The sequence below is a fragment of the Pelomonas sp. KK5 genome (genome assembly GCF_001984095.1).
In the GTDB taxonomy this organism is placed as follows: domain Bacteria; phylum Pseudomonadota; class Gammaproteobacteria; order Burkholderiales; family Burkholderiaceae_C; genus KK5.
The window spans coordinates 1-22141 of record NZ_LYVQ01000002.1 but is presented as its reverse complement, the minus strand read 5'-3'; the positions used below and the strand labels follow the sequence as shown (position 1 = coordinate 22141).

Genomic DNA, 22141 nt, shown 5'->3' with positions numbered 1-22141 from the left:
TGCGGCCGCATCCTGCTGAACATGAAGTTCTCGATGATGACATCCCGTCGCCACCTCCTGGCCGCCGTCGGCCTCGCTTCCCTGCTGGCCGCCTGCGGCGGCGGCGGTTCGAGTGACGCGCCCTGGGCCGAGGTCTCCGGCTCTACCGCCGTCACCGCGCTGAAGGTCACCGACACCACGGTCGGCACCGGCGCCACCGCCGCCTCTGGCAATGCGGTCAGCGTCAAGTACACCGTCTGGCTGTACGACGTGCGCGTGGCGAACACGCAGAAGGGCACGCAGATCGACACCGGCACCTTCCCCTTCACGCTCGGCAAGGGTCAGTCGATCGCCGGCTTCGACCAGGGCGTCACCGGCATGAAGGTGGGCGGCAAGCGCACGGTCGTCGTGCCCGCGTCGCTGGCCTATGGCGCCGCCGGCCAGGGCGCGGTGCCGCCGAATGCGGCGCTGGTGTTCGACCTGGAGCTGCTGTCGGTCAGCTGAGACTGGTCGTTACTCAGTCGACCTGCGTGACGGCAGTGACCGTCACGTCGGTCACCGGCCAGTCCGGGTAGCCGTTGGAAGCGTGCGTGGTGGTGGCCTGCGCCGCGATGGCGTTGATGACGCCCAGGCTCGCGTTATCCATCACCATGCCGAAGACGGCATAGCCGGCGTTGTCGGTGGCCGGGTAGTCCAGCGTCGAGGCGTTGTTGACCAGGTTCACGTAGAACTGGCTGGTGGCGCTGTTCGGGTCGCTGGTGCGGGCCATGCCGATCGTGCCGGCCGTGTTGCTGAGGCCGTTGCGACTTTCCAGCGTGATCGGCGAGGTGGTGGCGATGGCGGTGGCCGTGCCGCCCGCATCGGTGAAGCCGCCGCCCTGCACGACGAAGCCCGCGACCACGCGGTGGAACACCGTGTTCACGTAGGCGCCGCTTTTCACGTAGGCCAGGAAGTTGGCGGTGGACAGCGGCGCATGCGTGCCGTCCAGGCCGATGTTGATCGTGCCCAGCGTGGTGGTGATGGTGACGTGGTGCGTCACCGTCATCGTCACCGAGCCCGGGGTCAGGGCGCCGCCGTAGCTGGGCGTGCTGCTGGAGGCGGTGCTGCTGCTGCCGCCGCCGCAGGCGGACAAGGCCAGGACGGTGGCGCACAGCAGGGCCTTGAGCGAATTCTTGAAGGGCGTCGTCATGGGTCGCGGAGTATGCCGACCCACAGCCCTCGTCAGCGGAAGGTGCGCGAGGTTTTACCTTCTGAAAACCTTGGCAACGAAGGTGTTCAAAGCAGCGATACGACGCTGATGGCGGTGATGGTCACGTCACGCAGGGGCTGCTGTGAATCGTTGGTACGGATCTGCGCAATCGCATCGACGGTGGCCATGCTGTCAGCGTCAAGCACGGTGCCGAACACCGCGTAACCGGGCTGGCTGTCGGAGACATAGTCAAAGTAGCTAGCGTTGACGTTGCTTCGATTGATATAGAACTGACTGGTGGCACTGTTGGCCTCAGTCGTCCTCGCCATGCCCAGCGTGCCGCGAGTGTTGGCCAACCCATTCCTGCTTTCGAGCGCGATCGGATCCTTCGTCGCTACAGCGGTCAACGTGCCGTTGGCGTCGGTGAAACCGCCGCCCTGCACGATGCTGAACTGCTCTACCTGCACCAGCGATCCGTTCACGACGCCGACCTCGTAGCTGGTCGGCACGACTCGATGGAAGATCGTGTTGAGATACGTCCCAGCATTCAGATAGGCTAGGAAGTTCTCTGTGGAAAGCGGAGCATGGGTGTGATCCAGGCCGAGGTTGATCGTCTTCGTGACCATCGGTAAGGCGTCGTAGCCAGCCTGGTCCAGCGTCGACGGGTTCGTCACGCCGGTCAGGTCCGGCATGCTGACCGTCATCGTCACCTTGTGCGTCACCGTCATCGGCACCGTGCCGGGCGTGCGGTCGTTGTAGGTGGCTGACGTCGTGTCGCCGCCCCCGCCGCAGGCGCTCAGCAGCGGCGTGGCCGCGGCGGCCAGGGCAGCCATGCCGAAGGTGCGACGGGAGAGCTGGGAGAGGGTCGATTTCATGGCGATGAAGTACAGCGTTGGCGGCAGGCTGGCCGTGATCCGGCGGAGTATGGCCCAAGAGCCGGCAGCACCCGCCCCCGTGGCTGGGCGAAGCGTTCGTGAGGAATGCTCAGACTTCCAGGTTGTCGATCAGCCGCGTCTTGCCCAGCCGCGCGGCGGCCAGCGCCACCAGCGGCTCGCCCTCGGCCTGCGGCGCGCCCAGGTCGTGCCGGCGGCGCAGGCAGACATAGTCCGGCGCCCAGCCGTGGGCCTGCAGATGGCTCGTCGCCTCGGCCTCCAGCGCGGCCAGGTCGCGGCGGCCTGACTGCCAGCCGGCGATCAGCGCCTTCAGCGTGCGGCTCAGCCGCAGCGCCTCTTCCTTCTCCTCGGCGCTCAGGTAGCCGTTGCGCGAGGACAGGGCCAGGCCCTCGTCGCTGCGCGCGGTCTCGCCGGCCTGGATCTCGATGGGCAGGGCCATCTGCGCCACCATGCGGCGGATCACCATCAGCTGCTGGTAGTCCTTCTTGCCGAATACCGCGACGCTGGGCTGGACGATGTTGAACAGCTTGTGCACGACAGTGGCCACGCCGGTGAAGAAGCCCGGGCGGAAGTGGCCTTCGAGGATGTCGGCCAGCGCCGCCGGCGGCGTCACCTTGTAGCCCTGCGGCTCGGGGTAGAGCTCCTGCTCGGACGGGGCGAAGACGAAGTCGCAGCTTGCCGCCTCGAGCAGTTCCGCATCGCGTGCCAGCGTGCGCGGGTACTGGTCGAAGTCCTCGTTCGGTGCGAACTGCAGACGGTTGACGAAGATGCTGGCGATCACCGCGCCCTGCGGGCCGACCGCCTCGCGCGCCTGGCGCACCAGCGCCAAGTGGCCGTCATGCAGATTGCCCATGGTCGGCACGAAGCCGCGCGCCGCCTGCCCGGCCAGCGCCTGGCGCAATTCACCGATCGTGTGAATAACCTTCATCTTCAACGTACTGCTCTATGACTCACTTGAACCCGTGGATCGCATCGTCCGGGAAGGCGCCGCTGCGCACGTCCTGCACATAGCGCTGCACGGCCTGCTGGATGGAGGCCGAGCCTTCCATGAAGTTGCGCACGAAGCGCGGGCTGCGGCCGTGGCTGATGCCCAGCATGTCGTGCAGCACCAGCACCTGGCCCGAGCAGCCGACGCCGGCGCCGATGCCGATCACCGGGATGCTCAGCGCCTCGGTCACCTCGCGGGCGACGGCCGAGGGCACCATCTCCAGCACCAGCATCTGCGCGCCGGCCTCCTGCAGCTCCAGTGCATGGCGCTTCAGCAGCGCGGCACCGGAGTCGCCGCGGCCCTGCACCTTGAAGCCGCCCAGCGAGACGACCGTCTGCGGCGTGAAGCCCAGGTGGCCGCAGACCGGGATGCCGCGCTCGGTGATGAAGCGCACCGTCTCGTTGGTCCAGCCGCCGCCTTCGAGCTTGACCATGTGGGCGCCGAGCTTGAACAGCTGCGCGGCGTTGCGCCAGGCCTCTTCCTTGGAGAGGTGGTAGCTGTCGAAGGGCAGGTCGGCGACGATCCAGGCGTTCCTGTTGCCGCGGGCCACCGAGCGCGTGTGGTACAGCATCGAGTCCATGGACACGGCCACCGTCGACTCCGCGCCGTGCAGCACATTGCCCAGCGAATCGCCGATCAGCATCACGTCCACGCCGGCCTCGTCCTGCAGGTGGGCGAAGGTGGCGTCGTAGCAGGTCAGCATGACGATCTTCTCGCCCTTGGCATGCATGTCCAGCAGGCGGGGCAGGTTGATCGGCTTGCGTTGTTCAGTGCTCGTCATGACGGGTCCCATCGGTTGCGGGCCGCAGTGTAGCGGCGGCCTCCGGTTTGCGCGGGGCGCAGCCGGGAAGGTACGCTCGCGGCCGAGGAGAGGCAAATCCAGCATCATGACCCTGACCGAATTGCGCTATGTCGTCGCCGTCGCCCGCGAGCGCCACTTCGGTCGCGCCGCCGAAGCCTGCTTCGTCTCGCAGCCGACGCTGAGCGTGGCCATCAAGAAGCTCGAGGAGGAGCTGGACGTCAAGATCTTCGAGCGCGGCGCCACCGAGGTCTCGGTGACCCCGCTGGGCGAGGACATCGTGCGCCAGGCGCAGGCGGTGATCGAGCAGGCCAGCGCGATCAAGGAGATCGCCAAGCGCGGCAAGGATCCGCTGGCCGGCGCGCTGAAGCTGGGCATCATCTACACGATCGGGCCCTACCTGCTGCCGGGCCTGGTGCGTGGGCTGATCGAGCGCCATCCGCAGATGCCGCTGATCCTGCAGGAGAACTTCACCGTCAAGCTGCTGGAGATGCTGCGCACCGGCGAGCTGGACTGCGCCATCATGGCCGAGCCTTTCCCCGACGCCGGCCTGGCCGCGGCGCCGCTGTACGACGAGCCTTTCATGATCGCGGTGCCCACCGCCCACGAGTTCGCCAAGCGCGAGCAGGTCAGCGCCGAGGAGCTGAAGAGCCAGACCATGCTGCTGCTGGGGACGGGCCACTGCTTCCGCGACCACGTGCTGGAGGTCTGCCCCGAGTTCGCCCGCTTCTCCAGCGACGCCGAGGGCATCCGCAAGAGCTTTGAGGGCTCCTCGCTGGAGACGATCAAGCACATGGTGGCCTCCGGCATGGGCATCACGGTCGTGCCGCAGCTCTCGGTGCCGCAGGAGCCCCAGCCGCACCTGCGCTTCGTGCCCTTCGCGCCGCCGATCCCGCAGCGCCGCGTGGTGCTGGTGTGGCGCCGCACCTTCACGCGCTACGAGGCGATCGCCGCCTTGCGCAATGCCATCCACGACTGCAAGCTGCCGGGCGTGACGTGGTTGAATTCGGATTGATTGATTGACCGCAGTTTCATCGACAAGGAAGGACCGTTCATGGCCAAGACGAAGAAGACCGCCGCCGCTGCATCGAGCATCAACATCGGCATCAGCGACAAGGACCGCGGCGCCATCGCCGGCGGCCTGTCCCGGCTGCTCGCGGACACCTACACGCTGTACCTGACCACGCACAACTTCCACTGGAACGTCACCGGCCCGATGTTCAACTCGCTGCACGCGATGTTCATGGCCCAGTACACCGAGCTGTGGAACGCGGTGGACCCGATCGCCGAGCGCATCCGCGCGCTGGGCCATGCGGCGCCCGGCTCCTACGGCCAGTTCTCCAAGCTCTCCAGCCTGCCGGACGCGCCGGCCACGCCGCCCAAGGCGATGGAGATGGTGGCCATCCTGGTGGCCGGCCACGAAGGCGCCGCCCGCACCGCGCGCGGCCTGTTCGAGCTGGTGGACAAGGCCAGCGACGAGCCGACCGCCGACCTGCTCACGCAACGCCTGACGGTGCACGAGCAGGCCGCCTGGATGCTGCGCTCCCTGCTTGACGAGTGAAGCGATGACCCGCGACATCTACACCGAGCCCTCGCCGGTCGACGTCGACACGCTGGCCAACCTCGGCCCGCTGCGGCCGCTGGCCGGCGTCTGGCAGGGCTCGCGCGGCCTGGACGTGAAGCCCAAGGCCGAGGGGCCGAAGAAGCAGGCCTATGTCGAGCGTATCGAGCTGCAGCCGATCGACCCGGTCACCAACGGCCCGCAGCTGCTCTACGGCCTGCGCTACTACACCCACATCACCAAGCCCGACAACGTGAAGACCTATCACGAGCAGGTCGGCTACTGGCTGTGGGAGCCGGCGACCGGCACGGTGATGCACACGCTGACGATCCCGCGCGGCCAGGTGGCGATGGCCGCCGGCAGCGCCTCGCCCGACGCCACCGAGTTCACGCTGAAGGCCACGCAAGGCCTGGAGACCTGGGGCATCTGCTCCGCGCCCTTCCTGCAGGAGGCCTTCCGCACCACGGACTTCATCATCAAGGTCGCCATCAATGCCGATGGGACATGGAGTTATGAGGAAGACACCGTGCTGCAGATCCTCGGGCAGGAGGAGCCGTTTCACCATACGGACCGCAACCTGCTGAACGTCAAGCTGGCGGAGCCCACGCCGAACCCGCTGGCGCGCGGCTTGCCACGCTAAGGCCATGACCTCGATCGCCATCCTCAGCTTCGACGGCTTCAACGAGCTGGACAGCTTCATCGCGCTGGGCCTGCTGAACCGGCTGCGCCCGCGCGGCTTCAATGCCGAGCTGGCCGGCCCGGGCAGCCACGTCACCTCGATGAACGGGGTGACGGTGCAGCTGCAGCGGCCGCTGGAATGGGCCAACGAGGCCGATGTGGTGCTGTTCGGCTCGGGCATCTACACCCGCGCCATCGCGCAGAACTCGGCCCTGCTGGACCGGCTGCAGCTGGACCCGCTGCGCCAGCTGATCGGCTCGCAGTGTTCCGGCGCGCTGCTGATGGCGCGGCTGGGCCTGCTGGGCGACATGCCCGCCTGCACCGACACGACGACCAAGCCCTGGCTGGTCGAGACCGGCACCGTGGTGCTGGACCACGAGCCCTTCCATGCGCGCGGCCCGGTGGCCACGGCCGGCGGCTGCCTGGCCTCCCAGTACCTGGCCACCTGGGTGATGGTGCTGAAGGCCGGCGAGGAGGCCGCCCGCGAGGCGCTGAGCTATGCAGCACCGGTGGGCGAGAAGGCGGAGTACGTGGAGCGCCTGCTGGCACGCGTGCGCCCCTTCGTGCCGGGCGCCGCGTCGACGTAACGCCTTACTTCAGCAGCGCGCAGGCCAGTTCGCCGACGCGCTTCAGCGCTGCCGGGTGCCCTTCGCCCCAGTCCGCGCCGATGCCGATGCGCAGGCAGCCCTTGTAGCGGGCGTGGGCGCTGAACAGGCTGCCCGGCGCCACCAGGATGCCCTCGGCCTGCGCCGCCTGCTGCAGCACTTGCGCGTCCGCGCCGCGCGGCAGTTCCACCCACAGCAGCAGCCCGCCCGGCGGATCGCTGACGCGCGTGCCGGCCGGGAAGTGCTCGGCGATCAGGCCGCGCGCCAGCTCCAGCCGCGCCGCCGCCACATTGCGCAGCTGGCGCATCGCCGCCGTGTGGCCGGCCTGGGATAGCAGGTCCGCCAGTGCCAGCTCCACCACCGCCGTCTGCGCGCCCTGCACGCTCTTGAGCCGGCGCAGCGCCTCGGTCCAGCGGCCCGCCTCCACCCAGCCCAGGCGCAGGCCCGGCGCCACCGACTTGGTGAAGGAGTCGCACAGCATCACATGGCCGCTGGTATCGAAGCTCTTCACCGCGCGGCGGAACTCCTCGTGGAAGACCAGGTCGCTGTAGACCGCGTCCTCGATCACCGCGATGTCGTGCCGCGTGGCCATCTGGGCCAGGCGCCGGCGCTCGGCGATCGGCATGCAGGAGCCCAGCGGGTTGGACAGCGTGGGCACCACCAGCACGGCCTTCACCGGCTGCGTGTCCAGCGCGAGCTGCAGCGCGTCGAGCGAGAGGCCGTGGCGCGGATGGGTGGGGATCTCCAGCGCGCGCAGGTGCAGGCTCTGCAGCAGCTCGAGGAAGGAGTAGTGGGTCGGCGACTCGATGGCGACGATGTCGCCCGGCTGCGTGGCGGCGCGCAGGCACAGGCTGATCGCCTCCATGCAGCCGGCGGTCAGCGTGATCCGCTCGGGGTCGAGGCTGCAGCCGCGGTGCAGCGCGTGGCGGGCCAGCGCCCGGCGCGCCTCGGGGTGGCCGTCGGGCTCGGGGTAGTGGCACAGCAGCTCGCGGTGGCGCTGCACGGTGCGCACCAGCGTGCGGCGCACGCGGTCGGTGTCCAGCATCGAGGCGCCGGGCGTGCCGCTGCTGAAGCTGATCACCGCAGCGTCGCTCTCGGGCGGCTGGGCCAGCAGGCGGCGCCCCAGCACGTCGACCGTGACCCGGTTGGCGCGGCGGATGGCGCGGGCGATCGTCGGCTCGGGCAGCGTGCGGGCCGCGGCCGGGCGCGCGGCGACGAAGAAGCCCGAGCGGGGCCGCGCCTCGATCAGCCGCGCATCCTCCAGCCAGTGGTAGGCCTGCACCGCGGTGCTGATCGCCACGCCGTGCTGGCGCGCCGTCTCGCGCACCGAGGGCAGGCGCTGGCCGCGCGCGAGGCTGCCGTGGCGGATCGCCTCGGCCAGGCCGTGGGCGATGCGCAGGTAGAGGGCGCCGTCGCTGTCCGCCGCGACCGGGCTGTACTGCATGTCCATGGCCCATTCTGTATTGGCTGTGCATAGGCAAACCAGTACAGATGCAGGCAAGCACGGCCGGTACAGCCGCGGCGCGACGGCGTCTGTGCGGTCCGCGTTCGCTGTCCCTTGTGCCTGTTGCCGCGCGGTAGGGCGCCGGATAGTCATCGCCATGAACACCGCAAGCATCGACGCACAAGAGCTGGCCCTGCCGCGCCGGGGCCCCGTGCAGCACCTGGACTGCGAGGCCGGCGCCGCGGCCGAGCTGCTGGTCCTCGAAGGCCGCGTCTGGCTGACCCGCGAGGGCTGGCTGGACGACCACTTCCTCGCCGCCGGCGAGCGCTGGACCGTCGCCGGCCCGGCGCGCCTGCACGTCAGCGCCGATGGCGGCGACGCGGCCCTGCTCGCGCTGAGGCGCCGTTCGGGCTGACCCGCGATAATCGCGGGCTATGTCCACCGACCTCCCGACCCGCATCCAGACGGAAGTGCGCCGCCGCCGCACCTTCGCGATCATTTCCCACCCCGACGCGGGCAAGACCACGCTGACCGAGAAGCTGCTGCTGTTCTCGGGCGCGATCCAGATCGCCGGCTCGGTGAAGGCGCGCAAGGCCACGCGCCATGCCACCTCCGACTGGATGGAGATCGAGAAGCAGCGCGGCATCTCGGTGGCGTCGTCCGTCATGCAGATGGAATACCGCGAGTGCGTGATCAACCTGCTGGACACGCCGGGCCACCAGGACTTCTCCGAGGACACCTACCGCGTGCTGACGGCGGTGGACGCCGCGCTGATGGTGATCGACGCGGCCAACGGCGTGGAGCCGCAGACCCGCCGCCTGCTGCAGGTCTGCCGGGCGCGAAACACGCCCATCGTCACCTTCGTCAACAAGATGGACCGCGAGGTGCAGGACCCGCTGGCGCTGATGGACGAGATCGAGCGCGAGCTGGGCATGACGGTCGTGCCCTTCACCTGGCCGGTCGGCATGGGCAAGGCCTTCCGCGGCGTGATGGACCTGCGCCAGGAGCGCATGCGCGTGTTCGCCCCGGGCGAGGACCGCGCGGCCGGTGAAGAGGAAGTGCTGCAGGGCCTGGACAACCCCGCCTATGCCGAGCGCTTCGGCATGCAGTACGAGCAGGCGCAGGGCGAGATCGAGCTGGTGCGCGAGGCCGCGCCCGCCTTCGACCTGGAAGAGTTCCTGGCCGGTCGCCAGACGCCGATGTTCTTCGGCTCGGCGGTCAACAACTTCGGCGTCCAGGAGATCCTGGACGCGCTGGTCGAACTGGCCCCGGCGCCGAGCGAGCGCGCCGCGATGCAGCGCGTCGTCAAGCCCGAGGAGCCCAAGTTCAGCGGCGTGGTCTTCAAGATCCAGGCGAACATGGACCCCTCGCACCGCGACCGCATTGCTTTCCTGCGCGTGGCCTCGGGCCATTTCGAGCGCGGCATGCGGCTGAAGGTGGTCCGCTCGGGGAAGGAGTTACGTCCCAACACCGTGGTGAGCTTCCTGTCCCAGCGCCGCGAGCTGCTGGACGAGGCCTTCGGCGGCGACATCATCGGCATTCCGAACCACGGCGTCCTGCAGCTGGGCGACACGATCACCGAGGGCGAGGCGCTGCAGTTCACCGGCCTGCCCTTCTTCGCGCCGGAAATGTTCCGCTCCGTCGAAGTGGCCGACCCGCTGAAGACCAAGCAGCTGCGCGAGGGCCTGCGCCAGCTCGGCGAGGAAGGCGCGATCCAGGTCTTCCGCCCCGAGGCCGGCAGCGTGCTGCTGCTGGGCGCGGTGGGCCAGCTGCAGTTCGAGGTGGTGGCGCATCGCCTGGAGCATGAGTACGGCTGCAAGGCCCGCGTCATGCCGGCCCGCTACAACGTGGCCCGCTGGGTCACCTGCGACGAAGCCGACGGCGGCGAGAAGGAGCTGCGCCGCTTCATCGACCACAACGCCCACCGCGTCGCCTGGGACGCGGTCAACGCGCCCACCGTGCTGCTGGAATACGCCGGCGAGCTGCGCGCGATGCAGGAGAACTGGCCGAAGATCCGCTTCCACGCGCTGCGGGAGCACGCGGGGCTGGTGTTCCAGCAGCGGCTGGACGGTTGACCGAGCACGCGGGCATAGACTGGATGGCATGACCATCCTCACCACCGCCCGCCTGCGCCTGGAACCGATCACCGACGCCCACTTCGAGGGCCTGCACGCGCTCAACAGTGACGCTGAAGTGATGCGTTACGTCACCGGCAGGCCCGACACGCCCGAGGACACCTGGGAGGCGATCGAGCGGACGAAGGCCCGCTGGGCCGAGTGGGGCTATTCCTGGTGGGCCTTCATCGAGATCGAGACGGGCGAACTGGTCGGCGCCGGCTGCGTCCAGCATCTCGGCCGCGACAAGGCCAACCCGCACGAGACCGGCTGGCGCCTGCGCCGCGACCGCTGGGGCCGCGGCTATGCGATCGAGGCGGCGCGCGAGATGGCCCGCTTCGCCTTCGAGGATCTGCGGGCACCGGAACTGTGCGCCGTCTGCATGCCCGAGAACGTCGCGTCTTCGCGCGTGATGGAGCGGCTGGGCATGAGCTATCGCGGCTCGGGTCACTGGTATGACATGGAGATGTCGGTGTATGGCATGAGCCACGCCGAATGGCTTGGCACGCGGCCTGCTTGAGCCTTAGTATCGATCTCATAGAGGAGGATTCCGCCATGCAGACGCTCGACGAAATGCTCTCGCTGAACCTGTTGACCCCCGACCAGCATGCCGAGATCCATGCCTGGGCGCGGCGGGCCAAGACGCCCGAGAAGATCATGGAAATGCCGCCGCAGCTGTGGCGGGCGCTGGAGCTGGCCAGCGTGCTGATGGACTTCGAGGCGCCGGGGGGCGCGTCAGGCCATTGAAACTGAGGGTTAGCCCCGAAGGGTTCGGGTAAGTTTTCGCCACTACATTGGGCGCCTGCCACTCTGTTCCCGGAGCGAAAACCTGGCGATGAGCGACCTGATCCTCGAGACGCGCGGACTGACCAAGGACTTCAAGGGCTTCACCGCCGTGGACAACGTGGACCTGCGCGTGCAGCGCGGCCACATCCACGCCCTGATCGGCCCCAACGGCGCCGGCAAGACCACCTGCTTCAACCTGCTGACGAAGTTCCTGACGCCCACGCGCGGCAGCATCGTCTTCGACGGCAGCGACATCACCGCCGAGAAGCCGGCGCAGATTGCCCGGCGCGGCGTGATCCGCTCCTTCCAGATCTCGGCCGTGTTTCCGCACCTGACCGTGCTGGAGAACGTGCGCATCGGCCTGCAGCGCTTCACCGGCACCAGCTTCCACTTCTGGAAGGGCCTGACCGGCCTGCGCCAGCTGGATGCGAAAGTCCTGGCCCTGCTGGAGCTGGTGGACCTGCGCGAGATGGCCGCGCTGAAGGCCGGCGAGCTGCCCTACGGCCGCAAGCGCGCGCTGGAGATCGCCACCACGATGGCGATGGAGCCGCAGCTGATGCTGCTGGACGAACCCACCCAGGGCATGGGCCACGAGGATGTGGACCGCGTCACCGCGCTGATCAAGCGGGTGGCCGAGGGCCGCACGGTGCTGATGGTGGAGCACAACATGAAGGTCGTCTCCCGCATCGCCGACCGCATCACCGTGCTGGCGCGCGGCGCGGTGCTGGCCGAAGGGGACTACGCGGAAGTGTCGAGGCACCCGGCGGTGCTGGAAGCCTATATGGGCAGCGAAGCCAGCGACCTGCAGGGAGCCCATTGAGATGACGGCAGCCCTGGAAATCAAGGATCTCCACGCCTGGTACGGCGAAAGCCACATCCTCCACGGCATCAACCTCAGCGTCCCGCAGGGCCAGGTCTTGACCCTGCTGGGCCGCAACGGCGCCGGTCGCACGACCACGCTGCGCGCCATCATGGGCCTGACCGGCGCCCGCAAGGGCTCGATCAAGGTCCACGGCACCGAGACCATCGGCCTGGCCACGCACCGCATCGCCCACCTGGGCCTGGGCTACTGCCCGGAGGAGCGCGGCATCTTCGCCTCGCTGTCCACCGAGGAGAACCTGCGCCTGCCGCCGCCGCTGTCCAAGGGCCGCGCGAAGGCGATGAGCGAGGCCGAGATCTACGCGATGTTCCCCAACCTGGCCGAGCGCCGCCACAGCCCCGGCACGCGGCTCTCCGGCGGCGAGCAGCAGATGCTGGCCGTGGCCCGCATCCTGCGCACCAAGGCCGACATCCTGCTGCTGGACGAGATCTCCGAGGGCCTGGCCCCGGTGATCGTGCAGGCGCTGGCGCGGATGATCCGCACGCTGAAATCGCAGGGCTTCACCATCGTGATGGTGGAGCAGAACTTCCGTTTTGCCGCCCCGCTGGCCGACCACTTCATCGTGATCGAGCATGGCGAGGTGGTCGAGTCCTTCACCGCTGCCGAGCTGCCCGCCAAGCAGGCCGTGCTCGACGAGTTGCTCAGCGTCTGAACAAACCAAGTTCCCGATACCAACAAGGAGACCCATCATGACGACGACCCACAAGCTCAAGCGTGTTGCCCTGGCCGGCGCCCTGGCCTGCACCGGCCTGGCCGCCCAGGCCCAGATCTCCGGCGACGTGGTCAAGATCGGCATCATCACCGACATGTCCAGCGTCTACGCGGACATCGACGGCGCCGGTGGCGTCGAGGCGATCAAGATGGCCATCGCCGACATGAAGGGCATGGCGGCCGGCAAGAAGGTCGAGCTGATCTTCGCCGACCACCAGAACAAGCCCGATGTCGCCGCCTCCAAGGCCCGCGAGTGGATGGACACGCAGGGCCTGGACATGCTGATCGGCGGCACCAACTCCGGCACCAACCTGGCCATGGCCAAGGTCGCGGCCGAGAAGAAGAAGCCCTTCATCTCGATCGGCGCCGGTTCCTCGCGCCTGACCAACGAGGACTGCACGCCCTACACGATCCACTATGCCTACGACACCGTGGCCCTGGCCAACGGCACCGGCGCGGCGGTGACCAAGGCGGGAGGCAAGACCTGGTACTTCCTGACGGCCGACTACGCCTTCGGCGCCTCGCTGCAGGCCGACACCACGGCCGTGGTCGCCAAGAGCGGCGGCCAGGTGCTGGGCAGCGTCAAGCATCCGCTGAACGCCAGCGACTTCTCCTCCTTCCTGCTGCAGGCCCAGTCCAGCAAGGCGCAGATCCTCGGCCTGGCCAATGCCGGCGGCGACACGATCAACACGATCAAGGCGGCCAACGAGTTCGGCATCACCAAGACGATGAAGCTGGCCGGCCTGCTGATGTTCATCAACGACGTGCACTCGCTGGGCCTGAAGGCCACGCAGGGCATGTACCTGACCGACAGCTGGTACTGGAACGAGAGCCCCGAGGCCCGCGCCTGGAGCCGCCGCTTCTTCGAGAAGATGAAGCGCATGCCCTCCTCGCTGCAGGCCGCCGACTACTCCGCCACGATGCACTACCTGAAGGCCGTCGAGGCGCTCAAGAGCGACGACGCCGACAAGGTGATGGCCAAGATGAAGGAGATGCCGATCAACGACTTCTACACCAAGGGCACGATCCGCAAGGAAGACGGCCGCGGCATGCACGACATGTTCCTGATGCAGGTGAAGACGACGGCGGAATCCACCGAGCCCTGGGACTACTACAAGGTGGTGGCGCGCATCCCGGCGGAAGAGGCCTACACGAAGCTCGCGGACAGCAAGTGCCCGATGGTCAAGAAGTGATGCCGTGACTGAGATCTTCGGCATCCCCCTCTCCGCCTTCCTGAGCCAGCTGCTGCTGGGCTTGGTCAACGGCTCGTTCTACGCGATGCTGTCGCTGGGCCTGGCGGTGATCTTCGGCATGCTCAACATCATCAACTTCGCGCATGGCGCGCTGTACATGATGGGGGCCTTCATCGCCTGGATGGGCGGCGAGTACCTGGGCCTGTCCTACTGGTGGATGCTGATCCTGGCGCCGCTGGCGGTGGGCCTGGTCGGCGTGGTCATCGAGCGGCTGCTGCTGCAGTGGCTGTACAAGCTCGACCACCTCTACGGCCTGCTGCTCACCTTCGGCATCACGCTGGTCACCGAGGGCATCTTCCGCTCGTTCTACGGCGTGTCGGGCCAGCAGTATTCGGTGCCGGAACAGCTGCAGGGCGCCACCAACCTCGGCTTCATGATCCTGCCGAACTACCGGGCCTGGGTGGTGGTGGCGTCCATCGTCGTCTGCCTGGCGGTGTGGGCGCTGATCGAGAAGACCTCGCTGGGCGCCACGCTGCGCGCCGGCACCGAGAACCCCAAGCTCGTGCAGGCCTTCGGCATCAACGTGCCCCGCATGGTGACGCTGACCTACGCCGGCGGCGTGGCGCTGGCGGCCTATGCCGGCGTGCTGGCCGCGCCGGTGCTGCAGGTGAGCCCGCTGATGGGCTCCAACCTGATCATCGTCGTGTTCGCAGTGGTGGTGATCGGCGGCATGGGCTCCATCCTCGGCTCGATCCTCACCGGCCTGGGGCTGGGCGTCATCGAAGGACTGACCAAGGTCTTCTATCCCGAGGCGTCCAACACCGTGGTGTTCGTCGTCATGGCCATCGTGCTGCTGGTGCGCCCCGCCGGCCTCTTCGGCAAAGAGAAGTGATGAACATCAAGGACAAACGACTGCTGGGCTACATCGCCCTGTTCGCCGGCATCGCGCTGCTGCCGGCGCTGGGCGTGTATCCCTTCTTCGTGATGAAGGTGATCTGCTATGCGATGTTCGCCTGCGCCTTCAACCTGCTGATCGGCTTCACCGGCCTGCTGAGCTTCGGCCATGCGGCCTTCCTCGGCACCGCGGCCTACTGCGCCGGCCATGCGCTGAAGGTCTGGGGCCTGCCGCCGCTGCTGGGCCTGCTGGTGGGCGTGGGCGCGGCGGCGCTGATGGGGCTGGTGTTCGGCATCCTGGCGATCCGGCGCTCGGGCATCTACTTCTCGATGATCACGCTGGCGCTGTCGCAGATGCTGTTCTTCGTCTTCCTGCAGGCGCCCTTCACCGGCGGCGAGGACGGCCTGCAATCGGTGCCGCGCGGCCATCTGCTGGGGCTGAACCTGGAGAACGACCTCTCGCTGTACTACGTCGTGCTGGCCATCTTCGCCGCGCAGTTCTGGCTGATCTACCGCACGGTGAACTCGCCCTTCGGCCAGGTGCTCACGTCGATCCGCGAGAACGAGGCCCGCGCCACCTCGCTGGGCTACGACGTGGACCGCTTCAAGCTGCTGGCCTTCGTGCTCTCGGCCGCGCTGGCCGGCCTGGCCGGCGCCACCAAGACCTGGGTGCTGGGCTTCGCCACGCTGACCGACGCGATCTGGACGACCTCCGGCGCCGTCATCCTGATGACCCTGGTCGGCGGCATGGGCACGCTGGTCGGTCCGATCGTCGGCGCGCTGGTGATCATCGCGCTGGAGAACAAGATCGGCGACCTGGGCAAGGCCCTGGCCGGCCTGACCGGCATCGAGTGGTTCAACGGCCTGGGTGAATCGGTGAGCCTGGTGACCGGGCTGATCTTCATCACCTGCGTGCTGGCCTTCCGGCGCGGGCTGGTGGGCGAGGCGCTGGCGCTGAAGGACCGGCTGGCCGCGCCGCGGCGCTGACCAGGCAGGCGCGGGCCGCGGCGCGACAATTGCGCCATGAATGACGTCGCCAGCCCCGCCCCTTCCCGCCTGCAGCTGTACCTCGACCTGATCCGCTGGGATCGCCCGGCCGGCTGGCTGTTGCTGCTGTGGCCGACGCTGTCGGCGCTGTGGATCGCGGCGGACGGCTTTCCCGGCTGGCACCTGCTGGCGGTCTTCATCGCCGGCACGGTGCTGATGCGCAGCGCCGGCTGCTGCGTCAACGACGTGGCCGACCGCGAGTTCGACCGCCACGTCAAGCGCACCGCGAAGCGGCCCGTCACCTCGGGCGCCGTCTCCGTCAAGGAGGCGTTGCTCTTCGGCGCGGTGCTGGCGCTGGCCGCCTTCCTGCTGGTGCTGACGACCAATGCGCCGACCATCCTGATGTCCTTCGCCGCGCTGGCCGTGGCCCTCGTCTATCCGTATGCGAAGCGGGTCGTCTCGATGCCGCAGGCGGTGCTGGGCGTGGCCTTCAGCTTCGGCATCCCGATGGCCTTCTCGGCCGCGCTGGGCGGCAATGAATGGAGCTGGTCGGGCGTCTACAACGCCGCGCCGTGGACCGCCTGGGCGCTGCTCGTCTCCAACCTGTTCTGGGTGCTGGCCTACGACACCGAGTACGCGATGGTGGACCGCGACGACGACATCCGCATCGGCATCAAGACCTCCGCGCTGACGCTGGGCCGCTTCGACGTGGCCGGCGTGATGGCCTTCTATGCGATCCACCTGGCCAGCTGGACCTGGCTGGGCCTGCGCTTCGGCCTGGGCCGCGTCTTCCTGCTGGGCATAGCCGCCGCCGCGGCGCAGGTGCTGTGGCACTTCACGCTGATCCGCGACCGCAGCCGCGAGGGCTGCTTCAAGGCCTTCCGCCAGAACCACTGGGTGGGCTTTGCCGTCTTTGCCGGCACGGTGGCGGATTTGGCGCTGCGTTAAGGTAACGCGTTAGCTTGACGGCGTCGCGCCGGGGGCCACGGCAGTGCCGGAATGCCACGGTCGAGAAAAATTCTGGCCGGAAAGTAGTCTTCGCCGTCGCAAAGTGCTAATTTCTGAACATTAAGTTGCGGATTCGGGCACGTGAATTCTTCACAAATGCACGGCCGACAATTCACGCAACCTAGGGGGGATCAGCGCCTAATCTTGGCCCGTCGTGCGGTCGTCCTGGCCTGTCTTTGCCTGGGAGCTCGAAGATGTGGACTGCGAAACCAGATCCCCTGGATGCCACTGCCGCCGCTCTGGCGGTCACGCTGGCCCAGGGACGCGGCGAGAGTGCCGCCCTACCTGCCCTACCGGCTTTACCCGCCCCGATCGCGCCAGCCCCTGCCGTCGTCATGCGGCCGCGGGCCGAGCGGCGCCAGGCCAGTTCGCTCAGCAGCCACTGGATGAGCCTGGTGCTCGAGGAGCTGGACTACGGCGTGCTGCTGCTTACCGCCGACGGCCGCGTGCTCCACTGCAACCTGGCCGCGCGGCGCAATCTCGACGGTGACCACCCGCTGGAGCTGGTCGACAACCAGGTCCGCGTGCGCGACCCGAAGGATGCCCAGGCCATGGCCGACGCGCTGCAGGGCGCGCAGCGAGACGGCCTGCGCTGCCTGCTGCGCCTCGGCGAGGGCGCGGCCAAGGCGAACGTGGTCGTGGTGCCGCTGAACCGCGACGTGGCCCAGGCGGCGGTGCTGCTGGTGCTGGAGCGCCGCCAGCTCTGCGGCGAGCTGGCCGCCCAGTGGTTCGCGCTGCGCTACGGCCTGACCCCCACCGAGACCGAGGTGCTGAAGGCGCTCTCGGCCGGCGCGCGGCCCGGCGATGTGGCGGCCCAGCAGGGCGTGGCCATCTCTACCGTGCGCACGCAGATCCAGAGCATCCGCGCCAAGTCCGGCGCCGACAGCATCGGCGAGCTGCTGCGCCAGCTGGCCATGCTGCCGCCGCTGATGTCGGCGCTGCGGATGGAGCTGAACTAGCGCGTGACCGCTCCGCCAGGCGCCCATCCCGGGGGCGCCATCCGTCCGTGGGCGGAAGATTTCACGGCGCCTGCCATCGGGCGGCCCCCGTGCTCCCGTAACATCGCCTCTTGCCTGCGGCCAGTGCCGCCAGAGCAGGAACGATGGACATTCACGCGAACAGCAGCAGCAGCATCAACAACGGCCTGGCGGGCGAGCCCGGCCTCGACGAGCTCCCGCCCAGCCTGCAGGCGCTGGCGGCTGGCGGCATCGCGCGCAGCTACCGGCGCGGCACGGTGCTGATCGAGGAAGGCTCGCAGGGCGACAGCCTCTACCTGATCCTCTCGGGCAGCCTGCGCGCCTACTCCTGCGACAACCGCGGCCGCGAGATCACCTACGGCGTCTACGGCCCCGGCGAATACGTCGGCGAGATGAGCCTGGACGGCGGCCCGCGCTCGGCCAGCGTGATCACCGAGTCCGCCGCGCGCTGCGTGATCATCACCCGCTCCAGCCTGCTGGCCCATATCGCCGCCCATCCGGAATTCGCGCTGGAGCTGCTGACCAAGGTCATCCGCCGCGCCCGCTCGGCCACGCTCTCGACCAAGCAGCTGGCGCTCAACGACGTCTACGGCCGGCTCAAGACCCTGCTGCAGCAGGAGACCCAGATCGGCGAGGAACTGGCGCTGACGCACCAGGCGATGGCCCAGCGCCTGGGCTGCTCGCGCGAGATGGTGTCCAAGCTGATCAAGGATCTGGAAGCCGGCGCCTACCTGCTGCGGGTCACCAACGGCCGCTACCGCCGCCTGCGCGACCTGCCCGCGCGCTGGTAATCGCCGATCAGCCCGCCCGCTGCTTCAGCGGCGGCGCGATCTCGAAGCGCTGGGCGGGCTTCTCCGCCCGCTCGTACAGCGGCATCACCTTCGGCAGATTGGCCTGCAGGTCGCGGATGCGCGTCGGCCCGGCCGGGTGGGTGGACAGCCACTGCGGCGGCGCACCCTTGGCGGCGGCGCCCATCTTCTGCCACAGCGTGACCGAGGCGCGCGGGTCGTAGCCGGCGCGGGACGCGAGTTCCATGCCCACCAGGTCGGCCTCGCTCTCGTCCTCGCGGGAGAAGGTCAGCGTCATCAATTGCCCGCCCATGCGCAGCACCGCGTCGCCGACATTGCCCAGCCCCAGCAAGGCCGAAAGCCCGCTGACCACCAGCGAGGTGCCGGCGTTCTTGCCCATGCGTTCGCGGGCATGCTCGCGCAGCGCGTGCGCCACCTCGTGGCCCATCACCATCGCCACCTCGTCGTCGCTGAGCTTGAGCTTCTCGAGGATGCCGTAGAAGAAGGCGATCTTGCCGCCGGGCATGCAGAAGGCGTTCAGCTGCTGGTCGGCCACCAGGTTGACCTCCCAGCGCCACTGCTTGGCGCGGGCATTCCAGGCCGGGGCCTGGACGATGATGCGCTTGGCGATCTCGCGCAGCCGCACCAGCTGCGGCTGGTTGGGCGGGGCCAGGGCGCGCTTGGCGGCCGCCTGCTGCATCAGCTGCGCGTACTGCTGCGCGCCGGCCTGCTCCACCTGCGCGGCCGGTACGAGCCGGGCGAACTTGCTGGTCTCGCCGACGTCCACGCCCTCGCGCGGGGGCGGCTGTTGCGCGACGGCCGGCAGCGCGGCGCCCAGCAGCAGCGCGCTGAACAGGCGCCGGCCGTGGCAGCTGCAGCCGCCCACGGGCGCATCGACGGGGATTTCCGGGAATTCGAAGTCCGAAGCCATGAAGGGCATTGTCCGGCATGACAATGGCGGCCATGTCCTCGTCCCCCAACGCCGCCTTCGACAAGCAGCAGTTCCGCGCCGCCCTCGGCATGTTCGCCACCGGCGTGACCATCATCACCGCCCGCGCGCCCGACGGCTCCCTCGTCGGCCTCACCGCGAACTCGTTCAACTCCGTCTCGCTGGAGCCGCCGCTGGTGCTCTGGAGCCTGGGCCGCCAGGCCGGCTCGATGCCGATCTTCAGCCGCGGCTCGCACTACGCGATCAACATCCTCGCCGCCTCGCAGATGGAGCTGGCCAAGCGCTTCGCGATGCGCGACGTGGACCGCTTCGCCGGCGTGGCCTGGCGCGAGGGCGCCGGCGGCGCGCCGGTGCTGGAGGGGGCGGTCGCCACCTTCGAATGCGCCAACCGCAGCCGCTACGAGGAAGGCGACCACGTGATCTTCGTCGGCGAGGTCGAGTGCTGCTCGGCCCAGCCGGGCGTGCCGCCGCTGATCTTCCACGGTGGCCGCTACTTCACCGAGCTACCTCTTTAAGGCTCCCACCAGTAGCGCAGCGCGTGGAAGTAGATCGGCGCCGCGAAGATCACCGAGTCGAGCCGGTCCAGCATGCCGCCGTGGCCCTCGATCATGTGGCCCCAGTCCTTGACGCCGCGGTCGCGCTTGATCGCCGACATCACGAGCCCGCCGAAGAAGCCCATCAGGCACAGGGCCAGGGCAATCAGCGCGGCCTGCCAGGGATTGAAGGGCGTGGCCCAGTAGAGCGAGGCGCCCAGGGCGGTGGCGCTGGCCACGCCGCCGATCAGGCCCTCCCAGGTCTTGCTGGGCGACAGTTCCGGCGCCACCTTGCGCCGGCCGCAGAGCTTGCCCCAGACGTACTGCAGCACGTCGCTGCCCTGCACCACGATCACCAGGAAGCCGATCAGCAGCAGCCTGCGGTCGCCATAGCCGGGGATGTTCAGCGTCAGCAGCGCGGGCACGTGGCTGATGCAGAACACGCAGACCATCAGCCCCCATTGCAGCTTGGTCGTGCGCTCCAGGAAGCGCTTGGTGTCGCCGCCGAAGGTGGCCAGGATCGGCAGCACCAGGAAGGCGTAGACCGGGATGAAGATCGAATAGAGCCCGTACCACTCGATCCAGACGAGGAAATACTGCAGCGGCAGCACCAGGTAGAAGGCCGCGGCCAGCGCGACATGATCGCCGCGCCGCGTGTAGGCCAGGCTCAGGAACTCGCGCAGCGCGTAGAACGAGATCAGGTAGAAGAGGACGATCACGCCCGCCTTGCCGAACACGAAGGCCAGCCCGATCACCGCCACCATCACCCACCAGGCCTTGACGCGGGCGTTCAGGTTGTCGATCACCGAATGCGGCCGGTCGGGCGCGAAGCGCCACTTCAGCAGCGCACCGATCGCCGAGGCCAGGATCAGCACGCCGGCCACGCCGCCGAACAGCGCCAGCGTGGTGTCCTGCGTGCTCGCGTCGGCCATGCTCATGGTGCTGTCGCTCCTTCCGGCAGGCGGTCGTATTCGGGGCGCAGGTCCAGCATCGCCTGGCGCGCGCGGGCGATGAAAGCCGCCTTGTCCTCGCCGGCGGCCAGCACCAGCGGCGCGCCGAAGCGCACGCTGCAGGCCAGCGGCACCGGCAGCAGCATGCCCTTGGGCAGCACCCGCTTCAGGTTCTCGATCCACACCGGCACCAGGCGCAGTTCCGGGCAGCTGCGGGCGATGTGGAAGAGCCCGCTCTTCAGTGGCAGCAAGGGCTCCTCGCCGGTGTTGCGGGTGCCCTCGGGGAACATGATCAGCGAGTCGCCGGCCTGCAGCGCGGCGGTCATCAAGGCCACGGGATCGCCGCCACCGTCGCGGCGGATCATCAGCGCGTTGAACACGTCGTGGCCGATGAAGCTGCGCAGCGGCGAGGCCTCCCAGTAGTCCTGGCCAGCCACCGGCCGGGTCAGCGAGCGCAGGTCCGGCGGCAGCGCGGCCCACAGCAGCACGAAGTCGCCATGGCTGCTGTGGTTGGCGAAGTACAGCGTCTGCCCGGCCGTGGGGCCGTTGCGCAGCCAGACGGCGTTGACGCCGGTGAGCAGCTTGGCGAACAGCACGATCGCGCGGCCGGCCAGCGTGGCGGCCAGTGGTTTGAGGAAAGCGTTCATCGGATCCATCCTCCCGCCAGGGCGGCGAGCAGTTGCAGCGCGACGACGACGGCATGCAGCTTCAGCAGCCGGCGCGTGCCGGCGATGCGTTCGTCCAGGCTGCGCGTGAGCGGCGCCGGCTTGCGCAGGCCGAGCGCGTCCAGTGCGTCATCGAGCAGTGGCAGCGAGACGATGCGGCCATCGGCCAGCGCCTCGAACAGCCGGCGATCCAGCGCGATGCGGTACGCGAAGTAGCGCTCGCCCAGGCCCAGCAGGAGCACCGGCGCCATGGCCTTGCCGAACATCAGCAGCAGCGCTGCGCCATCCAGCAGGAGGCTCAGCGCGGAGAGCACCGCCGAGGCCTGCAGCAGCGCCGCCAGCGCCGCGCAGCGGGCGCGCTCCCGTTCATCCATGTCGCCGCTCCAGCGCCGCCAACCAGGCCTCGCGCAGCACGATCTGCGGCCGCGCTCGCCTCACCGCGGCCAGCGCCGCCTCACCGGCCGCCCCGTCGCGCATCAGCCCCGCCGTCACCACCGCCGCGCTGCGCGAGAAACCCAGCGCGCAGCAGACCCACACCGCCCCTCCTGCCTCGCGCTGCCGCGCCAGCAG

The 22141-nt window shown here is 68.9% G+C and carries 27 protein-coding genes and 1 pseudogene; 18 read left to right on the top strand and 10 right to left on the bottom strand.

All coding sequences use genetic code 11. From position 1 onward, the window contains the following. The first annotated feature begins 33 nt into the window (after positions 1–33). A complete protein-coding gene (locus tag B0W88_RS00495) occupies positions 34–483 on the top strand; it encodes an FKBP-type peptidyl-prolyl cis-trans isomerase (RefSeq protein WP_233151579.1) in 450 nt (149 codons plus the stop codon). Positions 484–496: 13 nt separating this feature from the next. Here the strand turns inward: B0W88_RS00495 and B0W88_RS00490 are convergent, their stop codons facing one another. The 4 genes from B0W88_RS00490 to panB all read right to left on the bottom strand — a co-directional run bounded on the left by B0W88_RS00490 (position 497) and on the right by panB (position 3842). Next, a complete protein-coding gene (locus B0W88_RS00490) occupies positions 497–1168 on the bottom strand; it encodes a peptidylprolyl isomerase (protein WP_077032674.1) in 672 nt (223 codons plus the stop codon). Positions 1169–1254: 86 nt separating this feature from the next. Beyond that, positions 1255–2043 carry a peptidylprolyl isomerase gene (locus B0W88_RS00485; RefSeq protein ID WP_077032673.1) on the bottom strand — a complete coding sequence of 263 codons (789 nt, stop codon included), beginning with the start codon at positions 2041–2043 and terminating at the stop codon, positions 1255–1257. 109 nt (positions 2044–2152) lie between these two features. Beyond that, positions 2153–2989 carry a pantoate--beta-alanine ligase gene (gene panC / locus B0W88_RS00480; RefSeq protein ID WP_077032726.1) on the bottom strand — a complete coding sequence of 279 codons (837 nt, stop codon included), beginning with the start codon at positions 2987–2989 and terminating at the stop codon, positions 2153–2155. A gap of 22 nt (positions 2990–3011) precedes the next feature. Then, positions 3012–3842: a 3-methyl-2-oxobutanoate hydroxymethyltransferase gene (gene panB / locus B0W88_RS00475; protein ID WP_077032672.1), complete on the bottom strand. Its 831-nt coding sequence runs from the start codon at positions 3840–3842 to the stop codon at positions 3012–3014. Between the two features lie 94 nt (positions 3843–3936). Here panB and B0W88_RS00470 point away from each other — a divergent pair, with 94 nt between their 5' ends. From B0W88_RS00470 to B0W88_RS00455, 4 genes are read left to right on the top strand one after another with little or no spacing between them, the layout of a single operon-like run. After that, complete coding sequence (locus B0W88_RS00470) at positions 3937–4863, top strand: hydrogen peroxide-inducible genes activator (protein ID WP_077032671.1); 927 nt, start codon at positions 3937–3939, stop codon at positions 4861–4863. Between the two features lie 39 nt (positions 4864–4902). Continuing rightward, positions 4903–5409, top strand: coding sequence for a Dps family protein (locus B0W88_RS00465; RefSeq protein WP_077032725.1), 507 nt, complete (start codon positions 4903–4905; stop codon positions 5407–5409). A gap of 4 nt (positions 5410–5413) precedes the next feature. Next, the gene (locus tag B0W88_RS00460; RefSeq protein ID WP_077032670.1) at positions 5414–6049 is read left to right on the top strand and encodes an FABP family protein; all 636 of its coding nucleotides are present in this window, start codon (positions 5414–5416) and stop codon (positions 6047–6049) included. A 4-nt stretch (positions 6050–6053) separates the two neighbouring features. Continuing rightward, on the top strand, positions 6054–6674 hold the full coding sequence (locus B0W88_RS00455; protein WP_077032669.1) for an AraC family transcriptional regulator: 621 nt from the start codon (positions 6054–6056) through the stop codon (positions 6672–6674). Between the two features lie 4 nt (positions 6675–6678). Here the strand turns inward: B0W88_RS00455 and B0W88_RS00450 are convergent, their stop codons facing one another. Further along, complete coding sequence (locus tag B0W88_RS00450; RefSeq protein ID WP_233151577.1) at positions 6679–8142, bottom strand: PLP-dependent aminotransferase family protein; 1464 nt, start codon at positions 8140–8142, stop codon at positions 6679–6681. Positions 8143–8293: 151 nt separating this feature from the next. Here B0W88_RS00450 and B0W88_RS00445 point away from each other — a divergent pair, with 151 nt between their 5' ends. The 12 genes from B0W88_RS00445 to B0W88_RS00390 all read left to right on the top strand — a co-directional run bounded on the left by B0W88_RS00445 (position 8294) and on the right by B0W88_RS00390 (position 18477). Further along, positions 8294–8551 (top strand): DUF2917 domain-containing protein, encoded by a 258-nt coding sequence (locus tag B0W88_RS00445; protein WP_077032668.1) that lies wholly within the window; start codon positions 8294–8296, stop codon positions 8549–8551. A 19-nt stretch (positions 8552–8570) separates the two neighbouring features. After that, a complete protein-coding gene (locus tag B0W88_RS00440; protein ID WP_077032667.1) occupies positions 8571–10211 on the top strand; it encodes a peptide chain release factor 3 in 1641 nt (546 codons plus the stop codon). Positions 10212–10239: 28 nt separating this feature from the next. Further along, positions 10240–10770, top strand: a complete 531-nt coding sequence (locus B0W88_RS00435; protein ID WP_077032666.1) for a GNAT family N-acetyltransferase — start codon at positions 10240–10242, stop codon at positions 10768–10770. Positions 10771–10805: 35 nt separating this feature from the next. Continuing rightward, entirely contained in the window at positions 10806–10997 is a 192-nt protein-coding gene (locus tag B0W88_RS00430) for a hypothetical protein (protein WP_077032665.1), read from the top strand. 88 nt (positions 10998–11085) lie between these two features. Then, positions 11086–11856 (top strand): ABC transporter ATP-binding protein, encoded by a 771-nt coding sequence (locus B0W88_RS00425; protein WP_077032664.1) that lies wholly within the window; start codon positions 11086–11088, stop codon positions 11854–11856. A 1-nt stretch (position 11857) separates the two neighbouring features. After that, positions 11858–12568 carry an ABC transporter ATP-binding protein gene (locus B0W88_RS00420; RefSeq protein ID WP_077032663.1) on the top strand — a complete coding sequence of 237 codons (711 nt, stop codon included), beginning with the start codon at positions 11858–11860 and terminating at the stop codon, positions 12566–12568. Between the two features lie 37 nt (positions 12569–12605). Further along, positions 12606–13820 carry an ABC transporter substrate-binding protein gene (locus B0W88_RS00415; protein ID WP_083748465.1) on the top strand — a complete coding sequence of 405 codons (1215 nt, stop codon included), beginning with the start codon at positions 12606–12608 and terminating at the stop codon, positions 13818–13820. 4 nt (positions 13821–13824) lie between these two features. After that, positions 13825–14712, top strand: a complete 888-nt coding sequence (locus B0W88_RS00410) for a branched-chain amino acid ABC transporter permease (protein ID WP_077032662.1) — start codon at positions 13825–13827, stop codon at positions 14710–14712. After that, positions 14712–15701: a branched-chain amino acid ABC transporter permease gene (locus B0W88_RS00405; RefSeq protein WP_077032661.1), complete on the top strand. Its 990-nt coding sequence runs from the start codon at positions 14712–14714 to the stop codon at positions 15699–15701. The genes B0W88_RS00410 and B0W88_RS00405 overlap by 1 nt, the downstream gene beginning before the upstream one ends. Positions 15702–15737: 36 nt before the next feature. After that, on the top strand, positions 15738–16649 hold the full coding sequence (gene ubiA, locus B0W88_RS00400; RefSeq protein WP_077032660.1) for a 4-hydroxybenzoate octaprenyltransferase: 912 nt from the start codon (positions 15738–15740) through the stop codon (positions 16647–16649). Positions 16650–17044: 395 nt separating this feature from the next. Then, the gene (locus B0W88_RS00395) at positions 17045–17668 is read left to right on the top strand and encodes a helix-turn-helix transcriptional regulator (RefSeq protein WP_077032659.1); all 624 of its coding nucleotides are present in this window, start codon (positions 17045–17047) and stop codon (positions 17666–17668) included. A 143-nt stretch (positions 17669–17811) separates the two neighbouring features. Beyond that, positions 17812–18477, top strand: a complete 666-nt coding sequence (locus B0W88_RS00390) for a Crp/Fnr family transcriptional regulator (protein ID WP_083748464.1) — start codon at positions 17812–17814, stop codon at positions 18475–18477. A 7-nt stretch (positions 18478–18484) separates the two neighbouring features. Here the strand turns inward: B0W88_RS00390 and B0W88_RS00385 are convergent, their stop codons facing one another. Continuing rightward, positions 18485–19405 carry a M48 family metallopeptidase gene (locus B0W88_RS00385; RefSeq protein ID WP_077032721.1) on the bottom strand — a complete coding sequence of 307 codons (921 nt, stop codon included), beginning with the start codon at positions 19403–19405 and terminating at the stop codon, positions 18485–18487. Positions 19406–19437: 32 nt separating this feature from the next. On the opposite strand from B0W88_RS00385, the gene B0W88_RS00380 reads away from it, so the two are divergent. Further along, positions 19438–19938 carry a flavin reductase family protein gene (locus tag B0W88_RS00380; RefSeq protein ID WP_369973831.1) on the top strand — a complete coding sequence of 167 codons (501 nt, stop codon included), beginning with the start codon at positions 19438–19440 and terminating at the stop codon, positions 19936–19938. Here the strand turns inward: B0W88_RS00380 and B0W88_RS00375 are convergent. From B0W88_RS00375 to B0W88_RS00360, 4 genes and pseudogenes are all read right to left on the bottom strand, one after another. After that, on the bottom strand, positions 19935–20888 hold the full coding sequence (locus B0W88_RS00375) for a phosphatidate cytidylyltransferase (RefSeq protein ID WP_077032719.1): 954 nt from the start codon (positions 20886–20888) through the stop codon (positions 19935–19937). The genes B0W88_RS00380 and B0W88_RS00375 overlap by 4 nt on opposite strands. 2 nt (positions 20889–20890) lie before the next feature. Beyond that, positions 20891–21553: a 1-acyl-sn-glycerol-3-phosphate acyltransferase gene (locus B0W88_RS00370; RefSeq protein WP_077032658.1), complete on the bottom strand. Its 663-nt coding sequence runs from the start codon at positions 21551–21553 to the stop codon at positions 20891–20893. After that, positions 21550–21945 carry a hypothetical protein gene (locus B0W88_RS00365; RefSeq protein WP_077032657.1) on the bottom strand — a complete coding sequence of 132 codons (396 nt, stop codon included), beginning with the start codon at positions 21943–21945 and terminating at the stop codon, positions 21550–21552. The genes B0W88_RS00370 and B0W88_RS00365 overlap by 4 nt, the downstream gene beginning before the upstream one ends. Further along, positions 21938–22141: pseudogene (locus B0W88_RS00360) on the bottom strand (dual specificity protein phosphatase family protein); the annotation flags it as partial. The pseudogene B0W88_RS00360 and the gene B0W88_RS00365, both read right to left, overlap by 8 nt.

What these genes read in the sequence shown, in the direction of transcription:
- B0W88_RS00495 (WP_233151579.1), top strand. Translation starts at nt 34, where the DNA reads ATGATGACATCCCGTCGCCACCTCCTGGCCGCCGTCGGCCTCGCTTCC.
- B0W88_RS00490 (WP_077032674.1), bottom strand. Translation starts at nt 1,168, where the DNA reads ATGACGACGCCCTTCAAGAATTCGCTCAAGGCCCTGCTGTGCGCCACC.
- B0W88_RS00485 (WP_077032673.1), bottom strand. Translation starts at nt 2,043, where the DNA reads ATGAAATCGACCCTCTCCCAGCTCTCCCGTCGCACCTTCGGCATGGCT.
- panC (WP_077032726.1), bottom strand. Translation starts at nt 2,989, where the DNA reads ATGAAGGTTATTCACACGATCGGTGAATTGCGCCAGGCGCTGGCCGGG.
- panB (WP_077032672.1), bottom strand. Translation starts at nt 3,842, where the DNA reads ATGGGACCCGTCATGACGAGCACTGAACAACGCAAGCCGATCAACCTG.
- B0W88_RS00470 (WP_077032671.1), top strand. Translation starts at nt 3,937, where the DNA reads ATGACCCTGACCGAATTGCGCTATGTCGTCGCCGTCGCCCGCGAGCGC.
- B0W88_RS00465 (WP_077032725.1), top strand. Translation starts at nt 4,903, where the DNA reads ATGGCCAAGACGAAGAAGACCGCCGCCGCTGCATCGAGCATCAACATC.
- B0W88_RS00460 (WP_077032670.1), top strand. Translation starts at nt 5,414, where the DNA reads ATGACCCGCGACATCTACACCGAGCCCTCGCCGGTCGACGTCGACACG.
- B0W88_RS00455 (WP_077032669.1), top strand. Translation starts at nt 6,054, where the DNA reads ATGACCTCGATCGCCATCCTCAGCTTCGACGGCTTCAACGAGCTGGAC.
- B0W88_RS00450 (WP_233151577.1), bottom strand. Translation starts at nt 8,142, where the DNA reads ATGGACATGCAGTACAGCCCGGTCGCGGCGGACAGCGACGGCGCCCTC.
- B0W88_RS00445 (WP_077032668.1), top strand. Translation starts at nt 8,294, where the DNA reads ATGAACACCGCAAGCATCGACGCACAAGAGCTGGCCCTGCCGCGCCGG.
- B0W88_RS00440 (WP_077032667.1), top strand. Translation starts at nt 8,571, where the DNA reads ATGTCCACCGACCTCCCGACCCGCATCCAGACGGAAGTGCGCCGCCGC.
- B0W88_RS00435 (WP_077032666.1), top strand. Translation starts at nt 10,240, where the DNA reads ATGACCATCCTCACCACCGCCCGCCTGCGCCTGGAACCGATCACCGAC.
- B0W88_RS00430 (WP_077032665.1), top strand. Translation starts at nt 10,806, where the DNA reads ATGCAGACGCTCGACGAAATGCTCTCGCTGAACCTGTTGACCCCCGAC.
- B0W88_RS00425 (WP_077032664.1), top strand. Translation starts at nt 11,086, where the DNA reads ATGAGCGACCTGATCCTCGAGACGCGCGGACTGACCAAGGACTTCAAG.
- B0W88_RS00420 (WP_077032663.1), top strand. Translation starts at nt 11,858, where the DNA reads ATGACGGCAGCCCTGGAAATCAAGGATCTCCACGCCTGGTACGGCGAA.
- B0W88_RS00415 (WP_083748465.1), top strand. Translation starts at nt 12,606, where the DNA reads ATGACGACGACCCACAAGCTCAAGCGTGTTGCCCTGGCCGGCGCCCTG.
- B0W88_RS00405 (WP_077032661.1), top strand. Translation starts at nt 14,712, where the DNA reads ATGAACATCAAGGACAAACGACTGCTGGGCTACATCGCCCTGTTCGCC.
- ubiA (WP_077032660.1), top strand. Translation starts at nt 15,738, where the DNA reads ATGAATGACGTCGCCAGCCCCGCCCCTTCCCGCCTGCAGCTGTACCTC.
- B0W88_RS00395 (WP_077032659.1), top strand. Translation starts at nt 17,045, where the DNA reads ATGCGGCCGCGGGCCGAGCGGCGCCAGGCCAGTTCGCTCAGCAGCCAC.
- B0W88_RS00390 (WP_083748464.1), top strand. Translation starts at nt 17,812, where the DNA reads ATGGACATTCACGCGAACAGCAGCAGCAGCATCAACAACGGCCTGGCG.
- B0W88_RS00385 (WP_077032721.1), bottom strand. Translation starts at nt 19,405, where the DNA reads ATGGCTTCGGACTTCGAATTCCCGGAAATCCCCGTCGATGCGCCCGTG.
- B0W88_RS00380 (WP_369973831.1), top strand. Translation starts at nt 19,438, where the DNA reads ATGTCCTCGTCCCCCAACGCCGCCTTCGACAAGCAGCAGTTCCGCGCC.
- B0W88_RS00375 (WP_077032719.1), bottom strand. Translation starts at nt 20,888, where the DNA reads ATGGCCGACGCGAGCACGCAGGACACCACGCTGGCGCTGTTCGGCGGC.
- B0W88_RS00370 (WP_077032658.1), bottom strand. Translation starts at nt 21,553, where the DNA reads ATGAACGCTTTCCTCAAACCACTGGCCGCCACGCTGGCCGGCCGCGCG.
- B0W88_RS00365 (WP_077032657.1), bottom strand. Translation starts at nt 21,945, where the DNA reads ATGGATGAACGGGAGCGCGCCCGCTGCGCGGCGCTGGCGGCGCTGCTG.